This is a genomic window from Kribbella sp. NPDC031520 (assembly GCF_055580825.1).
The window spans coordinates 25,345-51,347 of record NZ_JBVIKS010000008.1 but is presented as its reverse complement, the minus strand read 5'-3'; the positions used below and the strand labels follow the sequence as shown (position 1 = coordinate 51,347).

Genomic DNA, 26,003 nt, shown 5'->3' with positions numbered 1-26,003 from the left:
AACTCCAGCCTTCCTCTCGACCCGGCCTCCCACTATGCAGTTGGAGTTCGGTGAAAGTAAGGCTTGACTTACTTGCCCGCGTCAGCCGCCTCGACGAGGACCTTCGCGAGGGCGTCCGGTTGGGAGAACATCGGCCAGTGGCCGGTGTTCAGCTCCACCAGCTCCCAGGTCGGTGACTTCAGCTGCTCGAGCACGACGGCAGATGGCATCGCGCCGTCCATCAGGCATTTGAGGTACGTCGTGGGCAGCTCGCCGATCGGCCGGACCAGCTCGGCGGGCTCCGTGATCGCCCGCCCCGGATGCGGCGTACCGCGGGACAGGATCAGCTCGATCGACTCCTCGCACAGGTCCTGGTCCACGTAGTCCTCGGCCTCCAGCGGAGGCCAGTACCCGCCGGACTTCTCCATCTGTTCCCGCAGCCAGGCCTGTCCTTCCGCGGACCACCCGTCCGTGAACGACTTCCCGTCGGTCGGGATGTTCGAGTCGACGTACACGACCCGCCGGAGCCGATCCCCGATCCGCCCAGCCGCCTGCCCGACCGGAACCCCCGCGTAGCTGTGCCCGACCAGCACGACGTCCCGCAGGTCGTTCTCCTCGACAACCCGCACGATGTCGTCGACGTGCTCCCGCTGCCCCGCGTTCACCCCGGACCGCTCGGCCACCCCGCTCAACGTCAGCGCATGAACCTCATGCCCCTCAGCCCGAAGCGCCGCCGCCACCCCGTCCCAGGCCCACGCACCCAACCAAGCCCCCGGCACCAGAACAAAACTCGTCATGCGCCGTACCGTAAAGCACGCCACCGACAGAACTAGCCGACCAGTTCGGCTGCTTCGTCGATGGTGTTGACGAGGTGGAGGGTCATGGGGTGGTCGGTGGACAGGGACTGGAGGAGGGGCCAGACGGGGAGTTTGGTTGTCCAGTGGGTTTCGTCGACCAGGATCAGCGCGATCTGGGTGGCGGGGTCGCCGTAGTAGTTGGGGGTGGTGGCTTGGAAGACTTCTTGGACGGTGCCGGCGGCGCCGGGGAGGTAGATGATGCCGCCTCGGGCTCGGCTGAGGAGGACGTCCTCGCGTTGGGCGTTGGAGAAGTACTTCGCGATCGCGGACGCGAAGACGTTCGGCGGCTCGTGGCCGTAGAACCACGTCGGGATGGAGACGCCACCGTCCCCCGGGAACTCCCGCCGTACGTCTAGGCCGGCCGTAGCCCACGCAGCGATCGACGGGCGGAAGGACGGTACTGCGGCCAGCCGTGTGAGCACCTGCTCCACGGTGGGGTCGTCGTAAGCCGCCAGCGAGGCCCCGAGGTTGGCAGCCTCCATAGCGCCCGGACCGCCGCCTGTGACGACCACATGGCCGCGGCGGGCCAACGTACGGCCGAGCAGGACGGCAGACCGGTAGTCCGAGGAACCACGCAGTACGCCGTGACCTCCCATCACCCCGACCCACGGCTTACCCGCAGGGAGCTCCGTCAGCGCGTCAGCGATCGCGTGGTCGTGCAGGGCCGCCGCGAGCGTACGGCTGGTGTCGCCCTTCTCGTCGCGCTGCCGGGACCACGCGTAGATCTGCGCGTCCGGCGTGGCGTCGTACCCGTGCTCGAGACCCGCATACAGCTCGTCCGCGTCGTACAGCCGTCCGCGGTACGCGTCGAACGGCAGCTCCGGGATCGCCGGGAACACCAGCCCGCCGCCGTCCCGCACCCAGGTGTCGGCCTTCTCCTCCAGGGCGCAGCCGAGGAACACCGAGCCGGCCGGCTTCAGCCCGAGGAGTTCCGCCGTACGCCCGGTGAGGTCGACGGACTGGACCCGCCAGCCGGCCATCGTGGTCGCTCCGGCGGCGACCAGGCGGTCGAAGTGGTCCAGGGACTCGATGTCCACGTGCGGAATGCTGGGCAACGTCACGGAGAGCACCATAGCGGCGATAGACGTGCTAAACGTTGGACATGACACATGCGGAGCTCTGGGAGCGTCACAAGGCCGTCATGCCGGCATGGCTCGCGTTGTACTACGAGGAGCCGATCGAGATCGTGCAGGGCTCCGGCCGCCGGGTGACCGACGGCGAGGGCAACACCTACCTCGACTTCTTCGCCGGCATCCTGACCAACGCGATCGGCTACGACATCGCGGAGATCTCCGACGCGGTCCGCGAACAGCTCGGGACCGGGATCGCCCACACCTCGACGGTGTACCTGATCCGCAAGCAGATCGAGCTGGCCGAGCGGATCGCCGAGCTGTCCGGGATCCCGGACGCGAAGGTGTTCTTCGCGAACTCCGGCACCGAGGCGAACGAGACCGCCCTGCTGCTGGCCACCCAGGCGCGCCGCTCCAACCAGGTCCTCGCGATGCGCAACTCGTACCACGGCCGGGCGTTCGGCACGGTCGCGATCACCGGTAACCGCGGCTGGTCCGCCAGCAGCCTGTCGCCGGTGAACGTGCAGTACGTCCAGGGCGCGTACCGGTACCGCAGCCCGTTCCGGGATCTGCCGGACGCGGAGTACATCAAGGTCTGCGTCGACGACCTGCGCGAGGTCATCCAGACCACGACCGCCGGCGACGTCGCGTGCCTGATCGCGGAGCCGATCCAGGGCGTCGGCGGGTTCTCCTCACCGCCCGACGGGTTGTACGCGGCGTTCAAGGAGGTCCTGGACGAGTACGGGATCCTGTTCATCTCCGACGAGGTGCAGACCGGGTGGGGCCGGACCGGCGACCACTTCTGGGGGATCCAGGCGCACAACGTCGTACCGGACGCGATGACGTTCGCGAAGGGGCTCGGCAACGGGTTCGCGATCGGTGGGGTGGTCGCAAAGGCTGAGTTGATGGACAGCATCAAGGCGAACTCGCTGTCGACGTTCGGCGGCAACCCGATCTCCACGACCGCCGCGAAGGCGACCATCGACTACCTGCTGGACAAGGACCTGCAGGCGAACGCGGCCAAGCGCGGCGCGCAGCTGGCCGACGGGCTGCGCGGGATCTCCGACGAGTTCCCCGAGCTCGGCGACGTCCGCGGCAAGGGCCTGATGCTCGCCGCCGAGATCGTCAAGCCGGAGGACCGGACTCCGGACGCGGCCGCGACCGCGAAGCTTCAGCAGGAGACGAAGAACCGCGGCCTGCTGATCGGCAAGGGCGGTCTGTACGGCAACGTACTGCGGATGGCGCCCCCGATGACCTTGACCGAAGAAGAGGCCGCCGAAGCCCTCGAAATCATCCGGGACTCCTTCGGCACCCTGCACTGACAGCACCTTGCACTGAAAGCAGTCAGGCCCCTCTCCCGCAGTAGGAGAGGGGCCCGACCCGTCGGTCTAGTCGGTGCAGCCTGTGCAAGGCAGGTATCCTAGGTCTTCCTCGTACACGTTCGTCCAACTGGCACCGGTGGTGTACGTGATCTTCACCCAGGTGTAGTTGCCGCGTTTGTCGTTCGGCTTCGGCATCTTCTGTGCGTAGGTCTTGATGGTGTGCGTCCCGGCTTTCACGCTGCCCTGGGACGTCGCCCACCAGTCCCCGTTCACGTAGACGTCCATCCGCCAGTTGGCTTTGGAAACCGTGCAGTCACCGGTCACCACGACCGTCCCGCTGCGACCTGCCGTCGACGTCCTCCAGTTGGCGCCCGTCGAGCCGCAGAAGCTCCAGTCGGAGCTGCCGGCCATCGCGGTGCCGGGTGAGACCGTCAGCAGCGCCAGGCCTGTGGTCCCGGTCAGCGCGGCGACAATGGCTTGCCTCGTTCTGCTCATCTGTTCTCCCCGTTCTCGTGGTCAAGGTGTCGCGGTCTTGAAGCAGGCGTTGCGGTTCTGCTCGTCCTTGACGTCCTGCTTGAGGTCGTACACCTCTGAGTGTGCCGAGACACAGGCAGACTTGTTCGCGCTGATGGGCGTCGCCGGAATGACGACGGTTTTGCTGTATCCGCCGGTGACATAACCGGTTGTCTCCATCACGAACTGCTTGGTGAGCGGCCGGTCGTAGATGTCCAGCGAATACCGCTTGTAGCGGTTGGCCGGCGAACAATTCATCGAGGTGGTGACCGTCCACCAGCCGCCGGTCTGGTCGTTGTCGAAGACGTAGCTGATCGAGATCGTGCCGCAGTGGTAGTTCACCGCAGAGGTCGCCGACGCAGTTCCGGCGGATACGGCAAGTGGCAACAGTGCTGTTGCGGCAAGTGCCGGCAACGCGCGGGTCGAGCGCATCGATTGTCCCTTCTCGAGGTACTCATCCGGACCAGGCCTGTTCCTCAAGTCTTGCCATCGGCAACAATCTCTGTCTACGCGGAGACGGCGAATTGCAGGAAGTGGCAGAGCGCAGAGCTCCTGCGGCCGCGAATGAGACGGTATCTCGATCGTTCCGCGGGACGGCTGTAACAAAGAATGGCCCGGGAGCTGGTCCCGGGCCATTCGTGAGTTCCGTTCAGCGGCTGGGGTCCGATGTGGAGGCATCTGCCACGGCCACAGCGCCGGCCTGGTCGATCGGATCGGCCGTCAGGGGCCCGCCGGCGGAGCGGCCGCGGCGGCGCATCAGCGCCTCGACGCGACCGGCTGCGACGGTCAGCAGGTAGTTGATCAGGATGAAGATCGCCGCGATGACGATGAAAGCCGCGAGCAGGTTCGACTTGTAGTTGCCGATCTGCTCGGCTTTCCGGAGCAGTTCCTCGTACGTGATGATGTAGCCGAGCGCGGTGTCCTTCAGGATCACGACCAGCTGGCCGACGATCGCGGGCAGCATCGCGGTGATTGCCTGCGGCAACAGGACGAGCCGCATCGACTGGCCGGTGGTCAGACCGATCGCCATCGCGGCCTCGTTCTGGCCCTTCGGCAGCGCGTGGACGCCGGACCGGACCAGCTCCGCGACGACCGAGCCGTTGTACAGCGTGAGCCCGGTGATGACGGCCGCCAGCGCGTACTGCTCCGGTGGGAAAACCTCGTACTTCGCGTACAGCGCGAACATGAACAGCATCATCAGCAGCACCGGTACGGCGCGGAAGAACTCGACGATCACGCCGCACGGCCAGCGCACCCAGGCCTGGTGGGACAGCCGGCCGACACCGAGCAGCACGCCGACGACCATCGCGAACACGACCGAGATCGCCGCCGCCAGCAGCGTCCCGCCGAGCCCGGGCAGGATGTACTGGGTCCAGATCTCACCGGTCAGGAACGGCTTCCACTTGTCCGCGGTCAGCTGTCCCTTGGCCTGGAACTTGGCCAGCACGAACCACAGCGCGAGCAGCATGGCGAGGATCGAGGCGACGCTGACGCCGAGATAGATCCGCTTCGACCGCGGCCCCGGTGCGTCGAACAGAACGCTGCCGCTCATCGCTTCACCGCCAGTCGCTTCGACATCGACGTGAACAGCACACCGACCGGCAGGGTGAGGATCACGAACCCGACCGCGAAGATGCCGAACACCACGAAGATCACGTCCGGCCGGTTCTCCATCATCACCTTCATCACCGCGGACGCCTCGGTGACACCGATCACGGACGCGACCGTGGAGTTCTTGGTCAGGGCGATCAGCACGTTGCCCAGCGGTGCGATCGCGCCGCGGAACGCCTGCGGCAGGACGACGTACCGGAGGGTCTTCAGGAACGGCAGGCCGATCGCGCGGGCCGCCTCGGCCTGGCCGAGCGGCACCGTGTTCACGCCGCTGCGGATCGCCTCGGCCACGAACGACGCGTGGTACACCGACAGGCCGAGGACGGCGAGCCGGAAGTTGTTGTCGTTGATGAAGGTGCCCGAGTTCTTGTTCGCCAGCGCGAGGCCGAGCTGCAGGAACAGCCCGAGGTTGCAGAACACGATCACCAGCGTCAGCGGCGTGTTCCGGACGATGTTCACGTAGCCGGCACCGATGATCTGCAGCACCCGGATCGGCGACACCCGCATCACAGCCACGGCAGTGCCGATGATCAGCGCGAACAACGCCGACAGCAACGTCAGGTAGACCGTCGTCCGGAAGGCCTGCAGGCCGTCGTACTGGGAGAAGAACTCCGAAATCACGTCCATGTTTCTCCAGCTGGGAACGAGGTGGAGACCAGCGCGCCGGGGAGGAACCGCGAACGGTTCCTCCCCGGCGGCATCAGGTCAGGCGCAGGCGTCGAAGGTCTTCGGCGGGTTCGTCGCCGGGTCGAGCTTCACCCCGGAGGCCCCGAGATTCTTGTCGAAGGCCTTCTGCCACTCGCCGGAGTCGACCATCTTCTTCAGCGCGTCGTTGACCTTCTTGCAGGTGTCGGTGTCGCCCTTCTTGAGGCCGACGCCGTACTTCTCGGTCGAGAAGGTCTTGCCGACCACCTTGAACTTGCCCTTGTTGGCCTCCTGCGAGGCGAAACCGGCCAGGATGGTGTTGTCGGTCGTCACCGCGTCGATCGCGCCGGCGCCGAGCGCCTCGACGCACTTGGAGTACGTGTCGTACTCCTGCAGTTGCACGGACTTGGCGAACTTGTCCTTGACCTTCTGCGCCGAGGTCGAACCGGTCACCGAGCACAGCTTCTTGCCGTTCAGCGACTCCGGCCCGGTGATGTCGGTGTTGTCGGCCTTGACCAGCAGGTCCTGGCCGGCCGTCAGGTACGGACCGGCGAAGGACACCTTCTCCTTGCGCTTGTCGGTGATCGAGTAGGTCGCGAAGATCATCTTGACCTGCCCGTTTTCCAGCAGCGTCTCGCGCTGCGCCGACGGCGACTCCTTGAAGGTGATGTTCTTCTCGTCGTAGCCGAGCTCCTTGGCGACGTACTTTGCCACGTCGACGTCCATGCCGGTGTAGTTCGAGCCTTCCTTCAGGCCGAGACCAGGCTGGTCGTACTTGATGCCGATGGTGATCTTGTTGCCGCCGGAACCCGATCCCGAGCCGTTGCCGCAGGCGGCGAGTCCGGCCGTGGCGAGCGCCGCGATGCCGAGGGCAGCGATGATCCGCTGTCGCATTTGTTTCCTCCGTTGTGTTTCGGTACTGCGCTGGGGACTGGTCCGGGTCAGTGCGTCAGGATCTTGGACAGGAAGTCCTGGGCGCGCTTGCTCTGCGGATCGGTGAAGAACTTCTCCGGCTCCGCCTGCTCGACGATCTGCCCGTCGGCCATGAAGACGACTCGGTTCGCGGCCCGGCGGGCGAAACCCATCTCGTGGGTGACCACGACCATCGTCATGCTCTGACCGGCCAGGTCGACCATGACGTCCAGGACCTCCTTGATCATCTCCGGGTCCAGGGCCGACGTGGGCTCGTCGAACAGCATCACCTTGGGGTCCATGGCCAGCGCCCGGGCGATCGCCACCCGCTGCTGCTGACCGCCGGACAGTTGGGCCGGGTACTTCGCCGCCTGAGCGCCGACGCCGACGCGGTCCAGCAGTGCCTTGGCCCGCTCCTCGGCCTCGGCCTTGGACTTGCCGCGGACCTTGGTCGGGCCCAGGGTGACGTTCTGCAGGATCGTCTTGTGGGCGAACAGGTTGAACGACTGGAACACCATGCCGACGTCGGCGCGCAGCTTGGCCAGCGCCCTGCCCTCGCTGGGGAGCGGTTGACCGTCCAGCGTGATGCTGCCGGAATCGATCGGCTCCAGCCGGTTGATCGCGCGGCACAGCGTCGACTTGCCGGACCCGGACGGGCCGATCACGACCACGACCTCGCCCTCGTCGATGGACAGGTCGATGTCCTTCAGGACATGCAGATCGCCGAAATGCTTGTTGACGCCGGTCAGCGCAACCAGGCCTGTTTTTGTGACTGTGCCCGAATCGCTCATGGCCAGAACCTACTGGAGCCGGGGGTGCGGACGCAGGCCCGGGTGGTTCCACGCTGGTAACGATCTGCAATAAAGCGACACTCCGTACCGGGCCCGTCACAGATCGGCGAACATGCGGGTTTTCCCTTGCTACTCACAGTAGGGATCCAATCGCTTCCGCCTCGCCGAGCGCGGCCGTATGTTCACTCCGGCCCTTGCCTCGACAGGGCTACGGGAGCGCCGCCACGCGACGGCGACCCGCCGAACCACCCGGAGTACGTCATGCGGATCTCGCTGGCAAAACGCAGTCGTCAAGTCATCGCCGGCGGTCTGGGGATCGCCCTTGTCGCCGCCGGCGTCGGCGCCTACGCCGGCCGCTACGAGCTGAAGGAGCAGTGGCTCAAACATCAGTGGGCCGGCCGGCACTACAACGCGGCCGTGATGGAGAAAGCGCTGATGATCGCCGGTGGTAATCCGGCCGAGATGCAGAGCGAGTCCAAGGAAGCCTTCACGATCGCCGACGAGTTCGAGCAGGCCCGCACGGCGCCGGGCGGCATCGTCGCCCCGGGCGCCTACTCGGCCGCCTTCTCCCAGCTCACCGCGCTGCCGCACACCGCCGGGGCCTGGCACGAGGTCACGAAGGTGCCGTACAACGCCGACGACACCCGGTACCGGGACTGGTACTCCAATTCCAGCGGCGGCGCCGGTCACGTCACCGGCCGGATCACCGGCCTGGCGGCCGACAACGCCGGCCACGTGTACGCGGCCGGCGCGAACGGCGGCGTGTGGCGCTCCAGCACCGGCGGCGGCAACTGGACCCCGCTGAGCGACTCGCTGCCGTCGCTGAGCGGCGGCGACCTCCAGCTCGCGGGCGACGGCTCGCTCTGGTACGCGACCGGGGAGGCGAACACCGGCGGTACGTCGTACGTCGGATCGGGTGTCTACCGGCTCGCGAACCCGGCGAGCGGCACGTACACCCCGGGTGACCGGGTCGGCGGCAAGGAACTGGAATCGACCACGATCGGCCGGCTGCGCTGGGGCGGCGGTCAGGTCTTCGCCGCGACGAACCGCGGCGTCTGGTACCACGACGCGTCGACGAACGCGGGCGCGTGGAAGGTCGCGTTCTACCCGAACCCGGACTACATGCCGCAGATCAAGGACGACGCCGGCAACGTGCTGGTCCCGGCCGGCAGCCAGACCGGTGGCGCGACGAACGCGGCGTACAAGAACATCGTCAACGATGTCGCGATCGACCCGAAGAACCCCAAGCACGTGATCGCGGCGATCGGCTGGCGGTCGGGCGACACCTACAACGGGTTCTACGAGACCAACGACTACACGGCCGGGCCGTCCAGCTGGAAGCGGCTCGACGTGGTCCTCGGCGGTATCAAGAACAGCACCGACGTCGGCTACACGACGTTCGCCTTCAGCAAGACCGGCGACCGGCTGTACGCGCTGGTGCAGCAGCCGAGCAAGATCAACGGCAGCACGAGCCTGGCCGGCATCTTCGTGTCCAAGACCGGCAGCCCGTCCGGGCCGTGGAACAAGATCGCCGATCCGCAGATCCTGCACAACAGCGGATCCGCGCTCGACCGGAAGGGGTACGCCGTCGGCGTCCAGGCCTGGTACAACCAGTTCCTGACCGTCGACCCGGCGAACGCCGACCATGTCTGGGCGGGGCTGGAAGAGGTGTTCGAGACCTCCGACGCGGGCTCGCACTGGGCGGCCGTGGCGCCGTACTGGAACTTCGGCTTCTCCTGCTGGAACATCGACAGCGCCAAGAACACGTGTCCGATGGCGCCGCACTCCGACCAGCACTCGGTCGCCGTCGGAACGTCGGGCGGTAAGCCGATGGTGTTCATCGGCAACGACGGCGGCATCTACACCCGCCCGGTCAACGGCCAGGTCAACGCGAACAACAACGGCACGGACTGGAAGTCGCTGACCACCGACGGGACGATGGACGCCCTGCAGTACTACTCGGTGTCGGTCGGCAAGGACACCAAGAACGGTGGCGTCGTGGTGTCCGGCGGTCTGCAGGACAACGGCGTCTCCAACCTGTTCGGCGTCAAGCCGGACGGCACCAACAGCGACACCGAGATGGGATCGAACTTCGGTGGTGACGGCGGCGACGGCGCCGCGGACCCGCAGAACGGGTGCAACCAGCTGCAGGAGTACGTCTCCCTCGCGGTCAAGATCACCAACAACTGTGCGCTGAACAAGGGCGCGCTGAGCGAGGCCGACGCCAGCTCCTGGAGCCTCGACTCGGGCGACCCCGCGCCGCGGTTCATCGCACCGATCTCGATCGACTCCACGAACCCGAACGGCTTCATCGCCGGAGGTGAGTTCGTCTACACCTCCACCAAGGGCTGGGGGATGCGCAGCGCCTCCGAGTGGACGAAGGCGTTCGACCTCGGTGCCGGGCACTCGGCCACAGCGGTCGCGATGCGCGGCGGCGTCGGCTGGGTGAGCTGGTGCGGACCGTGCAACAACGCCGGCTTCACCCGCGGCCTGGCCACCAACGCCGGCGGCAGCTGGCACCAGGTGACCCTGCCGTCGGACTTCCCGAACCGGTTCCTGGCCGGCGTCGGCATCGATCCGGCGAACGGTCAGCACGCGTACGTCGCCGTCAACGGCTTCTCGCGGCGGTTCACCGAAGGACCCGGGGCAGGCGTCGGACACGTCTACGAGACCAAGGACGGCGGTACGACCTGGTCGGACATCTCCGCGAACCTGCCGGACATTCCGACGAGTTCGATCAAGCAGCTGGCGAACGGTGCGCTCGTGGTCGGGTCCGACCTGGCAACGTTCTACCGGGCTCCGGGCGCGACGAACTGGCAGGTGCTCGGCACCGGCCTGCCGACGACGACGGTGATGGACATCGAGTCCGGCCCCGACGGCAACATCTACGCCGCGACGCACGGCCGCGGCATCTGGAGCATCACTCCGCCTGCCTGACCTGAGGCGGTAGACGGCCCACCCCGGAGTTTCCAGGGTGGGCCGTTCACATTGGTCAGGCTGGGCGGTGGCCGCCGCAGCAGCCGCCGGCGCTCAGGGTGGCGGCGGTGGGCGGTTCCTTGACGGCGGCCTCTACATCGGCGAGCATCCGTTGGCGCTGGGCGGGGGAGATGACTCGGCCGCGGGTGACCACAGTGTGGATGCGGCGGGAGTTGCGGATGTCGGTGAGCGGGTCCGCGTCGAGTACGACGAGGTCGGCGATCTTCCCGGGCTCCACGGAACCGGTGTTCGACCCGAGGAACTTGGCCGGTTCGACCGTGGCGGCGTACAGCGCCTGCCGCGGCGTGGCGCCGGCGGCGACGAGGTGCTCCAGTTCGTCGTGGAGCGCGAATCCGGGTACGGAGTACGGCGTACCCGTGTCGGTGCCGGCCATGACCGGTACGTCGTGCGCGAACAGTTCGCGGACGAACCGCTGCCGCCACGCCCACATCTCGTGCTGGTGGGAGATCTCCTCCGCGGTGCGGTTGGCGGCGTACAAGGTCTGGACGGCGTAGTCGTAGACGTCGAGCTCGTCGGCGCTCATGTACTTGGTGAGGCTCGGGTCCATGCTCGTGTAGTCGACCTGGTCGAGGACGTTGTGCATGGTCAGCGTCGGTGTCACCCGCGTGTTGTTGCGGCGGAGCGTGCCGAAGACTTCGGCGGCGCGGGACGGGCTGTACGTGTTCGCGGCGATCCACTCGATCGGATGCAGCTGCCGGAACCACGAGTTGTAGTCGCCGGTCGCGACCTTGACCGCGAGCACCAGCTGCCGGACTTCGGCCTCCCGGGTGGACACCGCGAGGCTCACCGAGTGGAGGTGCTCGATACTGCGCTGCCCGCGGTCGCTGACCTCCTTGGACGTCACCTGGTCGGGGCCGTGACCATGGACGGTCAGTCCGAGCTTGCGGGCCTCGTCCAGGATTGCGAGCCAGGACTCCCGGCTGAGGCGTGAGTACACCTTGATGAAGTCGGCACCCGCCGACTTGGCCTGGCGTACGGCGGCCCGTGCGTCGTCGGTACCGTCCACCACGACGACCTTCATCAGGTTCGGGTCCCACAACGTCGGGTCCCCGTCGATGATCTGGCTGGCGACGACCATCCGCGGGCCGAGCAGCGATCCCGCCGCGATCCGGTCCCGCCAGTCGTACAGCATCGGGTTGGTGCCGGCCATCTCGCGGACCGTGGTCAGGCCGTTCGCGAGGTAGAGCGGTGGCGACACGCGCTCGTCGCCGAGGCTGTGGACGTGCATGTCGGCGAGACCGGGGATGACGTACTTCCCACTCAGGTCGACCTCGACGGCGCCGTGGGGGACCGGGATGCGGCCGACCCCGATGATCCGGTCGCCGCTGAGCAGCACGGTCTGGTGTGGGTGCCTGCGGCCGGAGACGACGTCGATGACGGTGACATCGGTGAGTGCGGTGAGCCGCGTCGCCGGTGTGCGGACGGCGGACGCGGTCGTGGTCGTGCTCGTGAAGGTGCCGCCGGCGAGGATCGCGGCCCCGGCGGCGGTACGGGCGAGGAACTGACGGCGAGAACTGTTCATACCCCTCACTGTTGTCGCCGCCCGCCCGCCGGTCAGGGGTTGCAGGCAGCCGGTCCCAGGTAGGTTTTTGTCTACCCCGGCACGTACTCTTGGTGGCTGTCATGCGTACTTATGAGGTCCGCACCTACGGGTGCCAGATGAACGTCCACGACTCCGAGCGCCTGCGCGGGCTGCTGGAGGACGCGGGCTATGTCCGCGCGCCCGAGGGGGACGAGGCCGATGTCGTCGTCTTCAACACCTGCGCGGTCCGCGAGAACGCCGACAACAAGCTGTACGGCAACCTCGGGCACCTGGCGCCGGTGAAGGCGCGCAAGCCCGGTATGCAGATCGCCGTCGGCGGATGCCTGGCGCAGAAGGACAAGGCCACGATCACGCGCAAGGCCCCGTGGGTCGACGTGGTGTTCGGGACGCACAACATCGGCTCGCTGCCGGCGCTGCTGGAGCGGTCCCGGGTCGGGCAGGAGTCGCAGGTCGAGATCCTCGAGGCGCTCGAGGTGTTCCCGTCGACGCTGCCGACCCGGCGCGAGTCGCCGTACAGCGCCTGGGTCTCGGTGAGCGTCGGCTGCAACAACACCTGCACGTTCTGCATCGTGCCGGCGCTGCGCGGCCGCGAGAAGGACCGCCGGCCGGGCGAGATCCTCGCCGAGGTCGAGGCGCTGGTCGCCGAGGGCGTGCTCGAGGTGACCCTGCTCGGGCAGAACGTGAACTCGTACGGCGTGGAGTTCGGCGACCGGTACGCGTTCTCGAAGCTGCTCCGCGCGTGCGGAACGATCGACGGCCTGGAGCGGGTCCGCTTCACCTCGCCGCACCCGCGGGACTTCACCGCGGACGTGATCGAGGCGATGGCCGAGACGCCGAACGTGATGCACTCGCTGCACATGCCGCTGCAGTCCGGGTCGGACGCCGTGCTGAAGGCGATGCGGCGCTCGTACCGTCGCGACCGGTACCTGAAGATCATCGAGGACGTACGGGCGGCGATGCCGGACGCGGCGATCACGACCGACATCATCGTCGGGTTCCCGGGGGAGACCGAGGAGGACTTCCAGGGGACCCTCGACGTGGTCCGGCAGGCGCGGTTCGCGGGCGCGTTCACCTTCCAGTACTCGAAGCGTCCCGGGACGCCGGCCGAGTCGATGGAGAACCAGGTCCCGCGCGAGGTCGTCCAGGAGCGGTACGAGCGACTCGTCGCGCTGCAGGACGACCTGGCCTGGGCGGAGAACAAGCTGCTCGTCGGGCGTTCGGTCGAGGTGCTCGTCGCCGAGGGGGAGGGGCGCAAGGACGCCAGCACCCACCGGCTCAGCGGTCGTGGTGCGGACAACCGGCTCGTCCACTTCGCCGTACCGGAAGGCGTCGAGGCGCCGCGGCCGGGCGATATGGCGACGGTCGAGATCACGTACGCCGCCCCGCATCACCTGGTCGCCGACGTGTTCGGTGCGGTACGCCGTACTCGCGCCGGCGACGCGTGGCAGCGGACCCAGGACGCGCCCGCCGAGGCCCCCGGCGTGATGCTCGGTATGCCGACCGTCGGCGCCAAGCCCTTCGAGCCGGCAGTCGGCGGCTGCCAGATCGGATGACTTCGGGAGAGCCGCCGTCCGCCCTGCTTCCGCCCGGCGCCGAGCCGTTCGCGTTCGGGCGGGACGCGGACATCTACGCGATCGACGACCAGTGGGTACTGCGGCGGTACCGCAACGGCCATCCGGTGCGGGACGAGGCCGACTACATGCGCCACGTCGCGAAGTACGGCTATCCGGTGCCGACTGTGCGCGAGATCGACGGGCCGGACATGGTGCTGGAGCGGCTGACCGGCCCGACCCTCGCCGAGTCGGCGATCGCAGGCAACCTCACCGGGACCGAGCTCGGCGAGATCCACGCCGAGCTGCACCGTCGCCTGCATGCGATCCCCGCACCCAGTGGCACTCCCGGCCGGGTCGTCGTGCACGGCGACCTGCACCCGCTCAACGTGATCGCCACCGACGACGGTCCGGTCGTCATCGACTGGTGCAACGCGCACGAAGGCACGCCGGCGTTCGATGTCGCGATGACCGCGATCATCTGCGCGCAGGTCGCCCTCGATCCGTCGTTCGATGCGCTGACCCCGCTGCTGCGTGAGACGCTCGGCGCTTACCTGGCCAACTCCATCGACCCGACCCCGGGTCTGGACGACGCCCTCGCCGTACGGGGCCGCAACATCACTCTGACCCCTGAGGAGTTGGCCCTCCTGCCCGCGCAGGAGGACCTCATCCGCTCGTATCTCTAGGCTGTCTCTAGGCGTTGAGGAACTGGGACGGCTTCACCGGCCGGGTGACCACGCGGAGTTCGCCGAGGTGGCCGGCGAAGCCCTGGTCGATGTTGTTCGCGTAGTGGCCGGCGGCAACCAGCCACGGCTTGCCGGCGGTCGCGAGGCCGTTCGACGGGGTCGCCGGGTTGCGCAGCAGCTGCGACGAGTCGACGTACAGGATGCTGTGCCGGCCGTCGTTCACGATCGCGAGGTGGAACCACTCACCGGCCCGCATTTCGTGACCCCAGTTGGTGAACGTGTCGTTCTTGTCCGCCGGGTAGACCGCCCACTGCATCTCCAGCCCGCCGGAGAACCCGAGCTTGGCCGCCGGCTCGTCCGGGTCGCTGCCGGTCTTGCCCGCGTCGCGCCCGGTGCCGAGCCGTGTGAACAGACCCTCCCACGAGTGGTCCTGACCGTCGTCGGCCAGCTTCACGAAGGCCTCGATCGTGTACCCCTTCGAGAACGTCATCGCGTTCAGCGGGGCGCCGTCCACAGTCTTCAGGTACCCGCCGCGGGCCGGGTTCTTGCCGCCGGGGAACTGCCAGCTCGCGTGTCCCGGCTGGTCCGGGTGGTACTCCGCCGACGCGGTCGGCAGGTCGTTGCTGAGCTGGACGCGGGTCAGGTCGTTGCCCTGGCCGGACTGGTCGACGACCTTGTCCGCGACCGGTCCGTCGAAGCGCCAGTAAGCCGCCGTACCGGGGATGACGAGCTGCTTCGCGGGACGCGCCGGGCGTACCGGCTCCGGGGCGAACTTGGCGAACCGCTCGGTGAAGTCGGTCGGGATGCCGAACCGGTTGGTTTCGTCGCTGAGCTCGATCTCGGCCTCGGCGAGCTCGTTCCGGCGGGCCGGGTCCTGCGCCATGATCCACGGCGAGATGGTCTCGACGTCGATGGTGTTCCGGGCCAGGTCGAAGTGGTACAGCCGGACCATGCCGGCGCCGCCGTAGTACCGGTCCTGGTAGTTGGTGATGTGCAGGTGCACATCGTTGCCCGCGGCATTCTTCCGGGTGACCCGGCCGGGCGGCCAGTAGTGCCCGTTCAGGGTCAGGAAGATCTGGTCGCTGTCGTCGACGAGCTGGTCCCAGACGCGGTTGCCGAAGTCGCTGAAGTACGCCGTCGGGTCGCCGGCGTCGGCGTACACGAGCTCGTGAATCGTCAGGATCACCGGCAGTTTCGGGTGTGCCTCGAGCACCGCGCGGGCCCACGCGAAGCTCGCGTCCGACGGCCGCCAGTCCATTGCCAGCAGCAACCACTGACGGCCGGCGGCGCGGAACACGTGGTACGAGTTGTACCCGTTCGCCGTCGATCCGCCGTACGTCGGCATCCAGCGGAACCGCTGCGGGTTGAACGTGTCCAGGTACGGCGAGGGGCCGCGGGTGTCGTCCTTCGACCCGTCGATGTCGTGGTTGCCGGCCAGCACCGAGTACGGGAAGCGGGCGCGGTCGAGGATCTTGAACACCGGGCCGGCCTGTGCGAACTCGCTCGCCAGCGCGTTCTGCACCACGTCCCCGAGATGCGCGATGAACACGATGTTCTGCTCGGCGCGCTGCTCGACCAGATACTTGAACGTCGCGGTCAGCGGCGCCGCGTCACCGCGGTCCTCGTCGAACTGGTACTGCGTGTCCGGGACCACCGCGAGCGTGAACTGCGGATGCTCGGTGTCGATCCTGCCTGTCTGCCCTTGCGTGGTCGCCCCGGCGTCCTGGGTGCTGAAGGTCGTCGATGCGAGCACCGCGCCCGCCCCGATCGCGCCCAGCAACCCACGCCGGCTCGTCCCGCTGTACTGCTCGTCCATCGCCCCACGCTCCCAAGGTCATTGACAACGTTGGCACAGTAGAGCGTGGTGACCGGCCCGACGGTGAACTCAAGCGAAACCCTGGACGATCACCGCGGGAAGCGCTTCGGCTCGCAGCGACCCGAGCACGCGCGCCTCGTGCGGCACCAGCGGCTCCGGCAGGTCGTCCAGCGAGTACCACCCGAGCGCGGCTGCCTTGTCCGGTTCCATGAGGCTCGGCTCACCCGACCACTTGGACGTCATGAAGAAGAAGTCGACCCGCTCGTCGATCGGATCCCCGTTCCCGCCGGTCCGGTGCATCGCCGTCACCGGCACCAGATCCACCGGGTCCACGTCGATCCCCACCTCCTCCTTCAACTCCCGCACCGCCGCCGCGACCGCCGACTCCCCCCGCTCCACATGCCCCGCCGGCACCGCCCAGTACCCGTCCATGTAGCCGGTGTTGGCCCGCAGCAACAACAACACCTCGTCCCGCCGCCGAACCACCACATAAGCCGCCGGCACCACCCGAAACCGATCCATACGCAGACCCTAACCACCCGCACCGACACGTGACCCCACGCGGATCCCCGTCCGGAAAGCATCAAATCCGGTATGTCGCATCCGGCACGGCGTGCTCCACCGGCCCGTCGTACCGGCTCGCCGCCCGCGCCGCGGCCGCCGCGGGTGTCGTAGCCCGCCCGACATGCGTAACGATCAACCGGCCGGCCCCCGCCGCGCTGGTACCTGCCTGCTCGGGAGTGTGATGCGCCGGATCCGCCCCGTCGGCCTCACACAGCAGTACGTCGCAACCGTCCGCAAGCTCGGTCAACGCCGGGCAAGGCGCCGTATCACCCGAATACACGAGCGACCGCCCGGAACCTTCCATCCGTACGCCGAACGCCGGCAGCCCGTGCTCCACCGCACGCGACGTCAGCGCAAGACTGCCAACTGTGGTCGTATGCCCGTCGGACAACTCCGTGATCTCGAAGGCCGACTCGATCGGGCTGCGCGTGGACCCGTTCGTCAGGAACCCGGCGAGCCGATCGGCGATCCCGGGCGGACCGTACAGCGGGATCGGCGCGCGCAGCGTCATGTCGGCGTACAGCGCGCCGTAGTACGCCGTCAGGAGGTCCGCGCTGTGGTCCGCGTGCAGATGCGAGATCCAGATCGCGTCCAGCTCGTCCAGCCGCGTGTACTGCTGCAGCGGCCCGAGCGTGCCGGCGCCCGCGTCCATCCAGATCCGTGTCGACCCCGCCGTGACGAGGTAGCCGGAGCATGGGTTGTCGACGGCCGGGTACGGCGTCGCGCATCCGAGCACGGTCAGGTGGAGGTCGGCCATGCGCTGGATCCTAGACAGGCAGAAGGGCCGCAAGCACGTGGCTTGCGGCCCTTCCGGAGAGGTTCAGGCGGACGGGTTGTTCGGGATGTCGTCGTCCTGGCCGTCCAGGTTGTCCAGACCGTCCTTGGCCTTGTCGACGCCGGAGTCGATCTGGTCGCCGTACTTGCCGCCCGTCTTCTCGTCGACGAAGTCGCCGGCCTTGTCCAGGCCTTCGCCGACCTTGTCGCCGTGACCGTCGACCAGGTCGGTGGCCTTCTCCTTGAGGTCCTCGGCCTTGCCCTTGAACTTGTCGAAGATGCCCATCTCGGGGCTCCCATTCCTGCGTAGTTGAGTGCTTACAGACAGCTAGCGGTGATCTTCGCACCTGCAACGCCGGAACTGTGGGATCCCGCGAGCGCCGTTCCCAAAACGATGCCGAGGGCTACTACTCTACGTCGCCACCACTGTCCGTGGTCGCTCCGCCACCGGATTCGACGTCACCGCCGGATTCCACGTCGCCGCCGGACTCGATGTCACCACCCGGCTCGGTGTCGGCCGCGAACTCGACGTCCCCGCCGCTCTTCGCCTCGACGTCGCCGCCGCTGCTCTTGGCCGCGGTCAGGTCCTCGGCCTCCTCCCCGGCAGCGTCCTTGGCCGGCTCTTCATCGAACGAATTCGTCACTTGGTGTCCTCCCGTAGAAATGTCACGAACTGCAAGCTTCCTACCGAACTTTCCGGGTCATCCACAAGGCCGGTCGGGACCTCTTGGCGAACTCTTCGCGGGGGTACTGCCAGACTGGAGCGATGCCTGCTCCACTCGTCGTCGCGGTCGTGGGTCCGACCGCGGCCGGGAAGTCCGACCTTGCCGTTGCCCTGTCCCAGCGCCTCGGCGGTGAGGTGGTGAACGCCGACGCCATGCAGGTGTACCGCGGCATGGACATCGGTACGGCGAAGATCACCGCGGCCGAGCAGGGTGGCGTACGGCATCATCTGCTGGACATTCTGGACGTCACCGAAACGGCGACTGTCGCCGAGTTCCAGGAACTCGCCCGCGGGGCGATCGACGACTGCCTGGACAGGCAGGTGGTACCGGTACTCGCCGGCGGCTCGGCGCTCTACGTCCGCGCGATCCTCGACGACTTCGTCTTCCCCGGCACCGACCCGGTGGTCCGCGCCCGGCTCGAGGCCGAACTGGAGGCTCACGGGTCCGCAGCCCTCCACAGAACCCTGGCAACCAAGGATCGGAAAGCGGCTGAACAGATCCTGCCCAGCAACGGCCGGCGGATCGTCCGCGCGCTCGAGGTCATCGAGATCACCGGCGGCCCGTACGTCGCCACGCTGCCCGAGCACCGCTACGTGTACGAAGGAGCGATCCAGCTCGGGCTCGACGTACCGCGGCCGGTGCTGGACGAGCGGATCGACCGCCGGGTGGACCGGATGTTCGACGCCGGATTCGTGGCCGAGGTGCGAGGACTGCTGGACAAGGGTTTGATTGAGGGGAAGACCGCCAACCGCGCACTCGGATATTCGCAGGTGATCGCGTTGCTGAACGGTGAGATCGACGAAGCCCAGGCCCGGGAGCGGACCGCCCAGGCCACCCGGCGGTTCGCGCGCCGGCAGGATTCCTGGTTCCGTAAGGACCAACGCATCACGTGGCTCCCGTACGACGCCCCGAACCTGCCCGAATTGGCACTCGAAGTGATAGCCGAAGGCAACCGCGAGGCCGCGTCCGGCGTAGTCGAGGTGAAGAAAGCCCGAGGGGCTGTAGATGCGAGGGGGTGACCGTGAGGCCGAGTTCCGCGAGTACCTGATCGCGGACCGCACGAGGCTCATGCGAACGGCGTTGCTGCTCACCGCGGGGGATGTGCACACCGCCGAGGATCTGGTCCAGACCGCCTGCACGCGAGTGTACGTTCACTGGCACCGGATCAAGCACGAAGGCGCCGGTCCGTATGCGCACCGCATCCTGGTCAACGCCTTCCTCGACGAGCGTCGCCGGGCCGGCCGCCACCCCGAGGTGGTGACCGCCGACACGCTCGAACCACGGCTGTCCGACGTACCGGACCAGGCGGACACACTGGCGGTCCGGGACGCCTTGCTGGATCTCGCGCCCCGGCAGCGAGCGGTCCTGGTCCTGCGGTACTTCCAGGATCTCGATGTCGCCACCTGCGCACGGATCCTGGAGTGCACCGAGGGAACGGTGAAGAGCCAGACGGCGAAGGCGCTCAGGCGCCTCAAGGAACTGATGACGGAAGAGACGGGGAGTAGCTGAGACCGCCGATGGACGAGGTCAAGAAACTGCTGGAGGGGTTCGCGGACCGGGCCGCCGCCGGGCTGCCGGACGCGGACATCGACGCGGACGTCAGCCGCGGGCGGCTCGCGCTGCGCCGGATCAAGCGCCGGCGCCGGGTCACCGGCGTGCTGTGTGTCGCCGCCGCGTCCGCTCTCGTGCTCGCGATCGGCAACCAGGTGAAGTGGTGGGGGAACGGCAACGAGGTCGCGGACAGCCCGGTCCCGCAGGGGACGGCCGCCGCCTCCGCGGCCGCTCCTTCGACGCTCCGGCCTTGGACTCCGAAGTCCAACCAGACGATCACGGCGTTCGGCGCGCCGGTCGTCGAACTGGTCGCGAACCGGCAGGCCTGGAGCACGATCGCGTGCACCCTCGCCCCGAAGGGCTGGTCGCCGGAGACCCCGATCGCGGCGAACCACGTCGTACTGTCCCAGCCGAAGATGCGGACGGCCGACACCGCCGCGAAGGTAGTGCTCCAAGCGGCAACGCAGCCACCCACCCTGTCGCACCCCCGCGTGACCGCCACAGGCGGCAAGACGTTCCACATCGGCACCGTCAACGGCCGCCTGACCGGCCAGGTGAAACTCCCGAACCACTGGCTCCTGCTGGAGCTACCCACCGGCACAGTCGAATGGCCGGACGACGAAGTACGCCGCTTCCTCGACTCCTGCGCGGTGAACTGAGGCCGACAACTGGCGTCGCGCCCCGTACGTGGGATAGGCAAGTGTTTGTCCCTGTCCCCGAAGCCCGTGTGGGGGAGTTCGTGAAGAAGCTGGTCGCATCTCTGTCCGCAGGAACCCTCGTTCTCACTGCCTTCACCGCAACAGCAACCGCAACCCCGCAAGTCGAGCCGACGCCGCGGCAGCCGGTCGCGATCGGGTACGGCGGTGCCGTCTCCTCGGTCGATCCCGACGCCACGAACATCGGCCTCGACGTACTGCGTCGTGGTGGTAACGCCGTCGACGCAGCCGTCGCGACGGCCGCCGCGCTGGGTGTCACCGAGCCGTACTCGGCCGGCATCGGCGGTGGTGGGTACTTCGTCTACTACAACGCCAAGAGCCGCCGGGTGTACACGATCGACGGCCGCGAGACCGCGCCCGCGACGATGCCGTCGGACGCTTTCATCGACAAGGCGACCGGCAAGCCGTACGCGTTCGCGAACGCGGTGACCTCCGGTGTCTCGATCGGCGTGCCGGGTACCCTCGCGACCTGGAGCAGCGCGCTGAAGCAGTGGGGCTCGTTGTCGCTCGGCAAGGCGTTGACGCCCGCCGAGGAGCTCGCCGAGCGTGGTTTCGTCGTCGACCCGACGTTCCGCCTGCAGACGCTGGAGAACAAGAGCCGGTTCGCGCAGGTCGTGCCGACCGCGAAGCTGTTCCTGCCGAACGGCGACGCGCCGCAGGTGGGTTCGTTGTTCAAGAACCCCGAGCTCGCGGCGACGTACAAGCTGATCGGTCAGCAGGGTCCGTCGGTGTTCTACAACGGTCAGCTGTCGGGTGAGATGGCTGCGGTCGCGAAGAACCCGCCGAAGACCGCGGACGCGACGCTGCCGTTCTACCCCGGCTACCTCCAGACCAGCGACCTGGCGTCGTACCACGCGATCGACCGGACGCCGACCAAGGTCCGGTACGACGGACTCAACGTCTACGGCATGCCGCCGTCGTCGTCCGGCGGCATCACGGTCGGCGAGGCGCTGAACATCCTGCAACCGCAGCACCTCGGTGAGATGTCCAACGTTCAGGCGCTGCACACGTACCTCGAGGCGTCCGCGCTGGCCTTCGCCGACCGCGGCGCGTACATCGGTGACCCGGCGTACGTCGACGTACCGCAGAAGGAACTGCTGTCGCGTGGATTCGGGGCGGAGAGGTCCTGCCTGATCGACCCGGACAAGGCGGCGGTCAAGCCCGTGCCGGCGGGATCGCCCGACGGGGAGTACTCGCCGTGCAGCGCGGGCAGCGCGGTCGAGCAGCGTCCGGACACCGAGGGGCGTTCGACGACGCACCTGGTCGCGGCCGACAAGTGGGGCAACGTGGTGTCGTACACGCTGACCATCGAGCAGACCGGCGGCAGCGGGATCACGCTGCCCGGTCGCGGGTTCCTGCTCAACAACGAGCTGACCGACTTCTCCTTCGTGCCGGACCCGAAGGACCCGAACATCGTCGCGGGCGGGAAGCGGCCGCGGTCGTCGATGTCGCCGACGATCGTGCTGCGCGGCACCCAGCCGTACATCGCGCTCGGTTCGCCCGGTGGTTCGACGATCATCACGACCGTCCTGCAGACGCTGACGAACCGGCTCGACCGTGGCATGACGTTGCCGCAGGCGATCGCGGCACCACGGGCGTCGCAACGCAACACCGCGTCGGTGACGGCCGAGCAGTCGTTCATCGATCAGTACGGCGCAGCACTCGGGGCGTACGGTCACACGTTCACACCGGCCGGTGCGCCGGGGACCTCGGCTGCCGAGATCGGTGCGGTCGAGGCGCTCGAATTCCTGCCCGGCGGTGCGATCCTCGCCGCGGCCGAACCTACCCGGCGTGGTGGGGGAGCAGCGGGGGTCGTCACAGAGCGGTGATGATGGCGGCGACCAGGGCTGCTCGTTCGGTCAGGGTCGCCGCGATCACCTGTTCGTGGACGGCGTGGGCGCCCTTGCCGACGGGGCCCAGGCCGTCCAGCGTTGGGATGCCCAACCATCCGGTCAGGTTCGTGTCGGCGGCGCCCGAGGCCGGTGCGCCGCCGATCTCCTGACCGATCGACCGCCCGGCGGCGGCGACCTTCGCCAGCAACTCGGCTGTTTCTGGTGACGGCTGCCACGCCGGGCGGTTCGACATCACCCGCACCTGTAGCTGGGCGTCGCGCACGGGTTGCAGCCCGGTGACCGCTGCAAGGACCGATTCCTCGGTCTGTGGGTCCATGAACCGGAACCCGATGTCGGCCGACGCTCTTCCCGGTACGACGTTCGTTCGCCCGCCGCCCGTGATCGTGCCGACGTTGCACAGCACGTTGTCGTGCGCGGCGACCACGCTGCGTACGGCGATCAACTGGTCCACGAGCTCGTCGATCGCGGAGACGCCGCTGTCCGGATCGAGGGCGGCATGCGCCTCGCGGCCGGTGACCTCGATGCGGACCCGGGTACTGCCCCAGCGTGACGTCTTCAGGTCGCCGTTCGGGTGCGGCGGCTCGAACCCGAAGGCGGCATACGCGCCCTTCGCCTCGGCGGTCACCAGTGCGCGGGCCGACGGCGACCCGATCTCCTCGTCCGCGACGACCACGACCCGGAGCGGCCGGTGGTCGCGACCGGCGACCTGTTCGAGGGCGGTCTCCAGGACGACCAGGCCGCCCTTCATGTCGAAGACGCCCGGTCCGTGGATGATCCCGTCCGCCGCACGCCACGGCATCGCGGTCTCGAGCTGCCCTCTCGGCCAGACCGTGTCGTGGTGAGTGAGGAAGAGCAGCGGAGCCTCGTCCGCGCGGCCCGGGAAGTCCGCCACCAGGTGGTCGCCGGTCGCGTGCTGCTCCCGGCGGACGGTTGCGCCCAGGTCCGCGTACTGCGTCGCCAGCCGGTCGGCGAACGCGTTCAGGGCCGCCGCGTCACCCGTCGGGGTCTCCGCGCCGACGTACTCCCGGAGTCGCTCGATCATCATGGATAGTCAACGTATCATCATCTGACCCACGGTTGACCCGAGTGGCCTGGGTGCGGATATCGTCAGGATATGAATCGTATCTCGGAGGTGAGCTTTCGTGCGGTCTCGCTCACCACGGCGTCCCGGTTCGCCGAGGCGTCGGCGCTCTACCGCGAGGTGTTCGGGTACCGCGACCCGGCGTACGGATTGAACCCGCGGCTGCTCGGGGCGCTCGCGAGCAACGGCGGCTCGGTGGTCGGCGTTCTCGACGAGAGCGATCAGCTGGTCGCGTTCGCGTACGGGTTCTGTGCGACCGACCGGCGCGGCTTCTACCACTACTCGCAGTCCGCCGTGGTGGCCTCCGGGCAGCAGGGCCGCGGCCTCGGGCGGATGCTCAAGCACGCCCAGAAGGAAGTTGCCCTCAGCCACGGCATGACACGGATGCGCTGGACGTACGACCCCGTGCAGATCCGCAACGCGCACTTCAACCTCGACGTACTCGGCGCCCGCGGCCGCTGGTTCGCTCCCGATATGTACGGTCCCGGGACGGATCGCGTCATCGTCGAGTGGGACCTGACCCGCGAGCACCCGGTGACGCCCGAGCCGGTGGCTGAGTTGGTGGTACCAACGACCAGCCTTCGGCGTTCTTTCGAGGAACTGCTCGGGAAGGGGCTGGTCGCGGTGTCGTGTCAGCGGCAGCAGGACGGCGGCATCTACTACTTCGGAAGGGCCGACGATGCGTGACAACCGCGAGCTCACCAGCCCCCAGGAGCGGTACGACGCCCGCCTGCAACGGCGCTCGTCGGCACTGTTGCAGCGTCGCGTCGTCGAGCAGGAACGCGCCTCGATCGACGAGGCGCTCGACCAGATCCTCACCGACGAGTCGATCGCGCAGGCCGCGGCCCGGATCGTCGCGGCCCGCCGGCGCTTCGTCATCGGCTCCGCCAAGTCGTTCTCGTACGCGTCGCTGCTCGCGTTCGACCTCGGCGTCGGGTTGTCGCAGGTGACGCTGATCGACGGCACGGTGGTACGCGGCGTCGACGTCCTGGCCGACGTCCGGTCGAACGACCTGATGGTCGCGTTCTCGTTCCGCCGGTACCGGCGCGACACCGTCGACATCGCGCGCCGGTTCGTCGAGGCCGGCGGCGAACTCGTCGCGATCACGGACTTCGAGGACGCTCCGCTGGCGAAGCTCGCTGACCAGAGCATCTACGTCGCGACCGGCAGCGCGTCGTACGTCGACTCGCCGACCGTCGTCGCGTCCGTACTGCACGTCCTCGCGACACTCACCACCGCGAGCGCGAAGGGTGCCCGCCGGCGCCTGGTCGAGCGGGATCGGCTGAACTCGGAGCTGGGGTTGTATGTCAACTGAGCTCAAGGTGGTCGCGGCGCGGCTGCACCGGGTGCGGATGCCGCTCGTGCACGCGTTCCAGACCAGCTCGCATCGCAAGGCGTTCCTCGAGCACATCCTGGTGGAACTGGAGGACGAGTCAGGCGCCATCGGCTGGGGTGAGATCGCGTCCCCGTCCGACCCGTACTACGCCCCCGAAACCGTCGAGACCTGCTGGCACATCGCCTCTCGCTACCTTCTACCCGCGGTCATCGGCCGCCGCTGGACCGACCCCTCCGAACTCAGCGCGTTGTGGTCGAAGGTCCGCGGCAACAACTTCGCCAAGGCCGGGGTGGATGTGGCCACCTGGACGCTCTGGGCAGAGGCCCAGCAACTGCCTTTGGCAACAGTCCTGGGTGGAAAGCGCACTGAGGTCGTCGCGGGGGTTTCGCTGGGCATCGAGCCGACGATCGACGACCTGCTGGTACAGGTACAGCATCAGGTCGAAGCCGGGTACCCGCGGGTGAAGTTGAAGATCGCCCACGACTGGGACGTCGAACCGGTGCGAGCGGTGCGTGCGGCGTACCCGGACCTCGATCTGCACGTGGATGCCAACGGCATCTACACCGCCGGCGACCTGGACCGGCTGGTGGAGCTGGATGACTTCGGCCTGACGATGATCGAGCAGCCGTTCGCCCCGCGGGACCTGCTCGCCCACGCCGAACTGCAGCGGCGCATCCGCACACCGGTCTGCCTCGACGAGAGTGTCGAAACGGTCGCCGACCTGGAAACCGCGCTCCAGCTAGAAGCGCTGCAGATCCTCAACATCAAGGTGTCGCGGATGGGCGGTCTGACCGCGGCCGTGGCGGCGCATGATCGGGCGCAGAACGCCGGGGTCGCCGTCTGGTGCGGCGGCATGCACGAGTTCGGGATCGGCCGGCTGGCGAACATCGCGCTCTCCAGTCTCCCCGGCTTCACCCTCCCATCGGACGTGTCCGCCTCGGAGAAGTACTACGCCCGGGACATCGTTCAACCCGCCGTGACCGCTGTCGGCGGGGTCGTCCGGGTACCGCGGGGGAGCGGGCTGGGGCATTCGGTCGACCGGGAGTTCCTTGCTGCCAACACGGTCGAGGAACTGGCTCTCGGCCCAGGACAGGAGTGACTCCAGGCTCGC

26 protein-coding genes are annotated in these 26,003 nt (G+C 68.0%); 11 read left to right on the top strand and 15 right to left on the bottom strand.

Annotated elements, in window-relative coordinates:
* Nucleotides 1-68: 68 nt before the first annotated feature.
* Both ACZ5BU_RS34275 and ACZ5BU_RS34270 read right to left on the bottom strand, forming a co-directional pair.
* Nucleotides 69-776 (bottom strand): alpha/beta fold hydrolase, encoded by a 708-nt coding sequence (locus ACZ5BU_RS34275; RefSeq protein ID WP_465704766.1) that lies wholly within the window; start codon nt 774-776, stop codon nt 69-71.
* 32 nt (nt 777-808) lie between these two features.
* Entirely contained in the window at nt 809-1,897 is a 1,089-nt protein-coding gene (locus ACZ5BU_RS34270) for an LOG family protein (RefSeq protein WP_465704765.1), read from the bottom strand.
* Nucleotides 1,898-1,938: 41 nt separating this feature from the next.
* Here ACZ5BU_RS34270 and ACZ5BU_RS34265 point away from each other — a divergent pair, with 41 nt between their 5' ends.
* Entirely contained in the window at nt 1,939-3,228 is a 1,290-nt protein-coding gene (locus ACZ5BU_RS34265) for an aspartate aminotransferase family protein (RefSeq protein ID WP_465704763.1), read from the top strand.
* Between the two features lie 66 nt (nt 3,229-3,294).
* On the opposite strand, the gene ACZ5BU_RS34260 is transcribed toward ACZ5BU_RS34265, so the two are convergent.
* The 6 genes from ACZ5BU_RS34260 to ACZ5BU_RS34235 form a co-directional block, all read right to left on the bottom strand.
* Nucleotides 3,295-3,723 (bottom strand): hypothetical protein, encoded by a 429-nt coding sequence (locus ACZ5BU_RS34260; RefSeq protein WP_465704761.1) that lies wholly within the window; start codon nt 3,721-3,723, stop codon nt 3,295-3,297.
* 21 nt (nt 3,724-3,744) lie between these two features.
* Nucleotides 3,745-4,173, bottom strand: coding sequence for a hypothetical protein (locus ACZ5BU_RS34255; protein WP_465704759.1), 429 nt, complete (start codon nt 4,171-4,173; stop codon nt 3,745-3,747).
* Nucleotides 4,174-4,390: 217 nt separating this feature from the next.
* Nucleotides 4,391-5,293, bottom strand: a complete 903-nt coding sequence (locus ACZ5BU_RS34250) for an amino acid ABC transporter permease (protein WP_465704757.1) — start codon at nt 5,291-5,293, stop codon at nt 4,391-4,393.
* On the bottom strand, nt 5,290-5,979 hold the full coding sequence (locus ACZ5BU_RS34245) for an amino acid ABC transporter permease (RefSeq protein ID WP_465704755.1): 690 nt from the start codon (nt 5,977-5,979) through the stop codon (nt 5,290-5,292). Before ACZ5BU_RS34245 ends, ACZ5BU_RS34250 begins: the two co-directional genes overlap by 4 nt.
* Nucleotides 5,980-6,057: 78 nt before the next feature.
* Nucleotides 6,058-6,891, bottom strand: a complete 834-nt coding sequence (locus ACZ5BU_RS34240) for a glutamate ABC transporter substrate-binding protein (RefSeq protein WP_465704753.1) — start codon at nt 6,889-6,891, stop codon at nt 6,058-6,060.
* 47 nt (nt 6,892-6,938) lie between these two features.
* Nucleotides 6,939-7,700, bottom strand: a complete 762-nt coding sequence (locus ACZ5BU_RS34235; protein WP_465704751.1) for an amino acid ABC transporter ATP-binding protein — start codon at nt 7,698-7,700, stop codon at nt 6,939-6,941.
* Nucleotides 7,701-7,961: 261 nt separating this feature from the next.
* On the opposite strand from ACZ5BU_RS34235, the gene ACZ5BU_RS34230 reads away from it, so the two are divergent.
* Nucleotides 7,962-10,637: a WD40/YVTN/BNR-like repeat-containing protein gene (locus ACZ5BU_RS34230; protein ID WP_465704750.1), complete on the top strand. Its 2,676-nt coding sequence runs from the start codon at nt 7,962-7,964 to the stop codon at nt 10,635-10,637.
* 55 nt (nt 10,638-10,692) lie between these two features.
* On the opposite strand, the gene ACZ5BU_RS34225 is transcribed toward ACZ5BU_RS34230, so the two are convergent.
* Entirely contained in the window at nt 10,693-12,219 is a 1,527-nt protein-coding gene (locus ACZ5BU_RS34225; protein ID WP_465704748.1) for an amidohydrolase family protein, read from the bottom strand.
* A 101-nt stretch (nt 12,220-12,320) separates the two neighbouring features.
* On the opposite strand from ACZ5BU_RS34225, the gene miaB reads away from it, so the two are divergent.
* Together miaB and ACZ5BU_RS34215 are read left to right on the top strand one after the other, a co-directional pair.
* Nucleotides 12,321-13,793 carry a tRNA (N6-isopentenyl adenosine(37)-C2)-methylthiotransferase MiaB gene (miaB, locus tag ACZ5BU_RS34220; RefSeq protein ID WP_465704746.1) on the top strand — a complete coding sequence of 491 codons (1,473 nt, stop codon included), beginning with the start codon at nt 12,321-12,323 and terminating at the stop codon, nt 13,791-13,793.
* Nucleotides 13,790-14,476 (top strand): phosphotransferase, encoded by a 687-nt coding sequence (locus ACZ5BU_RS34215; RefSeq protein ID WP_465704744.1) that lies wholly within the window; start codon nt 13,790-13,792, stop codon nt 14,474-14,476. The genes miaB and ACZ5BU_RS34215 overlap by 4 nt, the downstream gene beginning before the upstream one ends.
* Nucleotides 14,477-14,483: 7 nt before the next feature.
* Here ACZ5BU_RS34215 and ACZ5BU_RS34210 read toward each other — a convergent pair whose 3' ends face one another.
* The 5 genes from ACZ5BU_RS34210 to ACZ5BU_RS34190 form a co-directional block, all read right to left on the bottom strand.
* Nucleotides 14,484-16,292: a LamG-like jellyroll fold domain-containing protein gene (locus tag ACZ5BU_RS34210; protein ID WP_465704742.1), complete on the bottom strand. Its 1,809-nt coding sequence runs from the start codon at nt 16,290-16,292 to the stop codon at nt 14,484-14,486.
* 69 nt (nt 16,293-16,361) lie between these two features.
* Nucleotides 16,362-16,814, bottom strand: coding sequence for an NUDIX hydrolase (locus tag ACZ5BU_RS34205; RefSeq protein ID WP_465704740.1), 453 nt, complete (start codon nt 16,812-16,814; stop codon nt 16,362-16,364).
* A 61-nt stretch (nt 16,815-16,875) separates the two neighbouring features.
* Complete coding sequence (locus ACZ5BU_RS34200) at nt 16,876-17,613, bottom strand: MBL fold metallo-hydrolase (protein WP_465704738.1); 738 nt, start codon at nt 17,611-17,613, stop codon at nt 16,876-16,878.
* Nucleotides 17,614-17,676: 63 nt separating this feature from the next.
* Nucleotides 17,677-17,916 (bottom strand): antitoxin, encoded by a 240-nt coding sequence (locus ACZ5BU_RS34195; RefSeq protein WP_465704736.1) that lies wholly within the window; start codon nt 17,914-17,916, stop codon nt 17,677-17,679.
* Nucleotides 17,917-18,037: 121 nt separating this feature from the next.
* Nucleotides 18,038-18,274, bottom strand: coding sequence for a hypothetical protein (locus tag ACZ5BU_RS34190; RefSeq protein ID WP_465704734.1), 237 nt, complete (start codon nt 18,272-18,274; stop codon nt 18,038-18,040).
* Between the two features lie 122 nt (nt 18,275-18,396).
* Here ACZ5BU_RS34190 and miaA point away from each other — a divergent pair, with 122 nt between their 5' ends.
* The 4 genes from miaA to ggt are packed head-to-tail and all read left to right on the top strand — an operon-like array spanning nt 18,397 to nt 22,451.
* Nucleotides 18,397-19,374, top strand: coding sequence for a tRNA (adenosine(37)-N6)-dimethylallyltransferase MiaA (miaA, locus tag ACZ5BU_RS34185; protein WP_465704733.1), 978 nt, complete (start codon nt 18,397-18,399; stop codon nt 19,372-19,374).
* A complete protein-coding gene (locus ACZ5BU_RS34180; protein WP_465704731.1) occupies nt 19,361-19,864 on the top strand; it encodes a SigE family RNA polymerase sigma factor in 504 nt (167 codons plus the stop codon). Before miaA ends, ACZ5BU_RS34180 begins: the two co-directional genes overlap by 14 nt.
* A gap of 8 nt (nt 19,865-19,872) precedes the next feature.
* Nucleotides 19,873-20,565 (top strand): hypothetical protein, encoded by a 693-nt coding sequence (locus tag ACZ5BU_RS34175; protein ID WP_465704729.1) that lies wholly within the window; start codon nt 19,873-19,875, stop codon nt 20,563-20,565.
* Between the two features lie 41 nt (nt 20,566-20,606).
* Nucleotides 20,607-22,451: a gamma-glutamyltransferase gene (ggt, locus tag ACZ5BU_RS34170; RefSeq protein WP_465704727.1), complete on the top strand. Its 1,845-nt coding sequence runs from the start codon at nt 20,607-20,609 to the stop codon at nt 22,449-22,451.
* Here the strand turns inward: ggt and ACZ5BU_RS34165 are convergent.
* Nucleotides 22,438-23,520, bottom strand: coding sequence for a M20 family metallopeptidase (locus tag ACZ5BU_RS34165; protein ID WP_465704725.1), 1,083 nt, complete (start codon nt 23,518-23,520; stop codon nt 22,438-22,440). The two genes, ggt and ACZ5BU_RS34165, sit on opposite strands and share 14 nt — an antisense overlap.
* A gap of 69 nt (nt 23,521-23,589) precedes the next feature.
* On the opposite strand from ACZ5BU_RS34165, the gene ACZ5BU_RS34160 reads away from it, so the two are divergent.
* From ACZ5BU_RS34160 to menC, 3 genes are read left to right on the top strand one after another with little or no spacing between them, the layout of a single operon-like run.
* Nucleotides 23,590-24,243, top strand: coding sequence for a GNAT family N-acetyltransferase (locus ACZ5BU_RS34160; RefSeq protein WP_465704723.1), 654 nt, complete (start codon nt 23,590-23,592; stop codon nt 24,241-24,243).
* On the top strand, nt 24,236-24,871 hold the full coding sequence (locus ACZ5BU_RS34155) for a MurR/RpiR family transcriptional regulator (RefSeq protein WP_465704721.1): 636 nt from the start codon (nt 24,236-24,238) through the stop codon (nt 24,869-24,871). Before ACZ5BU_RS34160 ends, ACZ5BU_RS34155 begins: the two co-directional genes overlap by 8 nt.
* Nucleotides 24,861-25,991 carry an o-succinylbenzoate synthase gene (menC, locus tag ACZ5BU_RS34150; RefSeq protein WP_465704719.1) on the top strand — a complete coding sequence of 377 codons (1,131 nt, stop codon included), beginning with the start codon at nt 24,861-24,863 and terminating at the stop codon, nt 25,989-25,991. The genes ACZ5BU_RS34155 and menC overlap by 11 nt, the downstream gene beginning before the upstream one ends.
* Nucleotides 25,992-26,003 lie beyond the last annotated feature (12 nt).

Coding starts and splice junctions, on each gene's coding strand:
- menC (WP_465704719.1), top strand. CDS start 24,861: ATGTCAACTGAGCTCAAGGTGGTCGCGGCGCGGCTGCACCGGGTGCGG.
- ACZ5BU_RS34200 (WP_465704738.1), bottom strand. CDS start 17,613: ATGGCCGACCTCCACCTGACCGTGCTCGGATGCGCGACGCCGTACCCG.
- miaB (WP_465704746.1), top strand. CDS start 12,321: ATGCGTACTTATGAGGTCCGCACCTACGGGTGCCAGATGAACGTCCAC.
- ACZ5BU_RS34230 (WP_465704750.1), top strand. CDS start 7,962: ATGCGGATCTCGCTGGCAAAACGCAGTCGTCAAGTCATCGCCGGCGGT.
- ACZ5BU_RS34265 (WP_465704763.1), top strand. CDS start 1,939: ATGACACATGCGGAGCTCTGGGAGCGTCACAAGGCCGTCATGCCGGCA.
- ACZ5BU_RS34160 (WP_465704723.1), top strand. CDS start 23,590: ATGAATCGTATCTCGGAGGTGAGCTTTCGTGCGGTCTCGCTCACCACG.
- miaA (WP_465704733.1), top strand. CDS start 18,397: ATGCCTGCTCCACTCGTCGTCGCGGTCGTGGGTCCGACCGCGGCCGGG.
- ACZ5BU_RS34180 (WP_465704731.1), top strand. CDS start 19,361: ATGCGAGGGGGTGACCGTGAGGCCGAGTTCCGCGAGTACCTGATCGCG.
- ACZ5BU_RS34235 (WP_465704751.1), bottom strand. CDS start 7,700: ATGAGCGATTCGGGCACAGTCACAAAAACAGGCCTGGTTGCGCTGACC.
- ACZ5BU_RS34155 (WP_465704721.1), top strand. CDS start 24,236: ATGCGTGACAACCGCGAGCTCACCAGCCCCCAGGAGCGGTACGACGCC.
- ACZ5BU_RS34255 (WP_465704759.1), bottom strand. CDS start 4,173: ATGCGCTCGACCCGCGCGTTGCCGGCACTTGCCGCAACAGCACTGTTG.
- ACZ5BU_RS34225 (WP_465704748.1), bottom strand. CDS start 12,219: ATGAACAGTTCTCGCCGTCAGTTCCTCGCCCGTACCGCCGCCGGGGCC.
- ACZ5BU_RS34175 (WP_465704729.1), top strand. CDS start 19,873: ATGGACGAGGTCAAGAAACTGCTGGAGGGGTTCGCGGACCGGGCCGCC.
- ACZ5BU_RS34215 (WP_465704744.1), top strand. CDS start 13,790: ATGACTTCGGGAGAGCCGCCGTCCGCCCTGCTTCCGCCCGGCGCCGAG.
- ACZ5BU_RS34250 (WP_465704757.1), bottom strand. CDS start 5,293: ATGAGCGGCAGCGTTCTGTTCGACGCACCGGGGCCGCGGTCGAAGCGG.
- ACZ5BU_RS34195 (WP_465704736.1), bottom strand. CDS start 17,916: ATGGGCATCTTCGACAAGTTCAAGGGCAAGGCCGAGGACCTCAAGGAG.
- ACZ5BU_RS34275 (WP_465704766.1), bottom strand. CDS start 776: ATGACGAGTTTTGTTCTGGTGCCGGGGGCTTGGTTGGGTGCGTGGGCC.
- ACZ5BU_RS34210 (WP_465704742.1), bottom strand. CDS start 16,292: ATGGACGAGCAGTACAGCGGGACGAGCCGGCGTGGGTTGCTGGGCGCG.
- ACZ5BU_RS34240 (WP_465704753.1), bottom strand. CDS start 6,891: ATGCGACAGCGGATCATCGCTGCCCTCGGCATCGCGGCGCTCGCCACG.
- ACZ5BU_RS34205 (WP_465704740.1), bottom strand. CDS start 16,814: ATGGATCGGTTTCGGGTGGTGCCGGCGGCTTATGTGGTGGTTCGGCGG.
- ACZ5BU_RS34260 (WP_465704761.1), bottom strand. CDS start 3,723: ATGAGCAGAACGAGGCAAGCCATTGTCGCCGCGCTGACCGGGACCACA.
- ACZ5BU_RS34245 (WP_465704755.1), bottom strand. CDS start 5,979: ATGGACGTGATTTCGGAGTTCTTCTCCCAGTACGACGGCCTGCAGGCC.
- ACZ5BU_RS34165 (WP_465704725.1), bottom strand. CDS start 23,520: ATGATGATCGAGCGACTCCGGGAGTACGTCGGCGCGGAGACCCCGACG.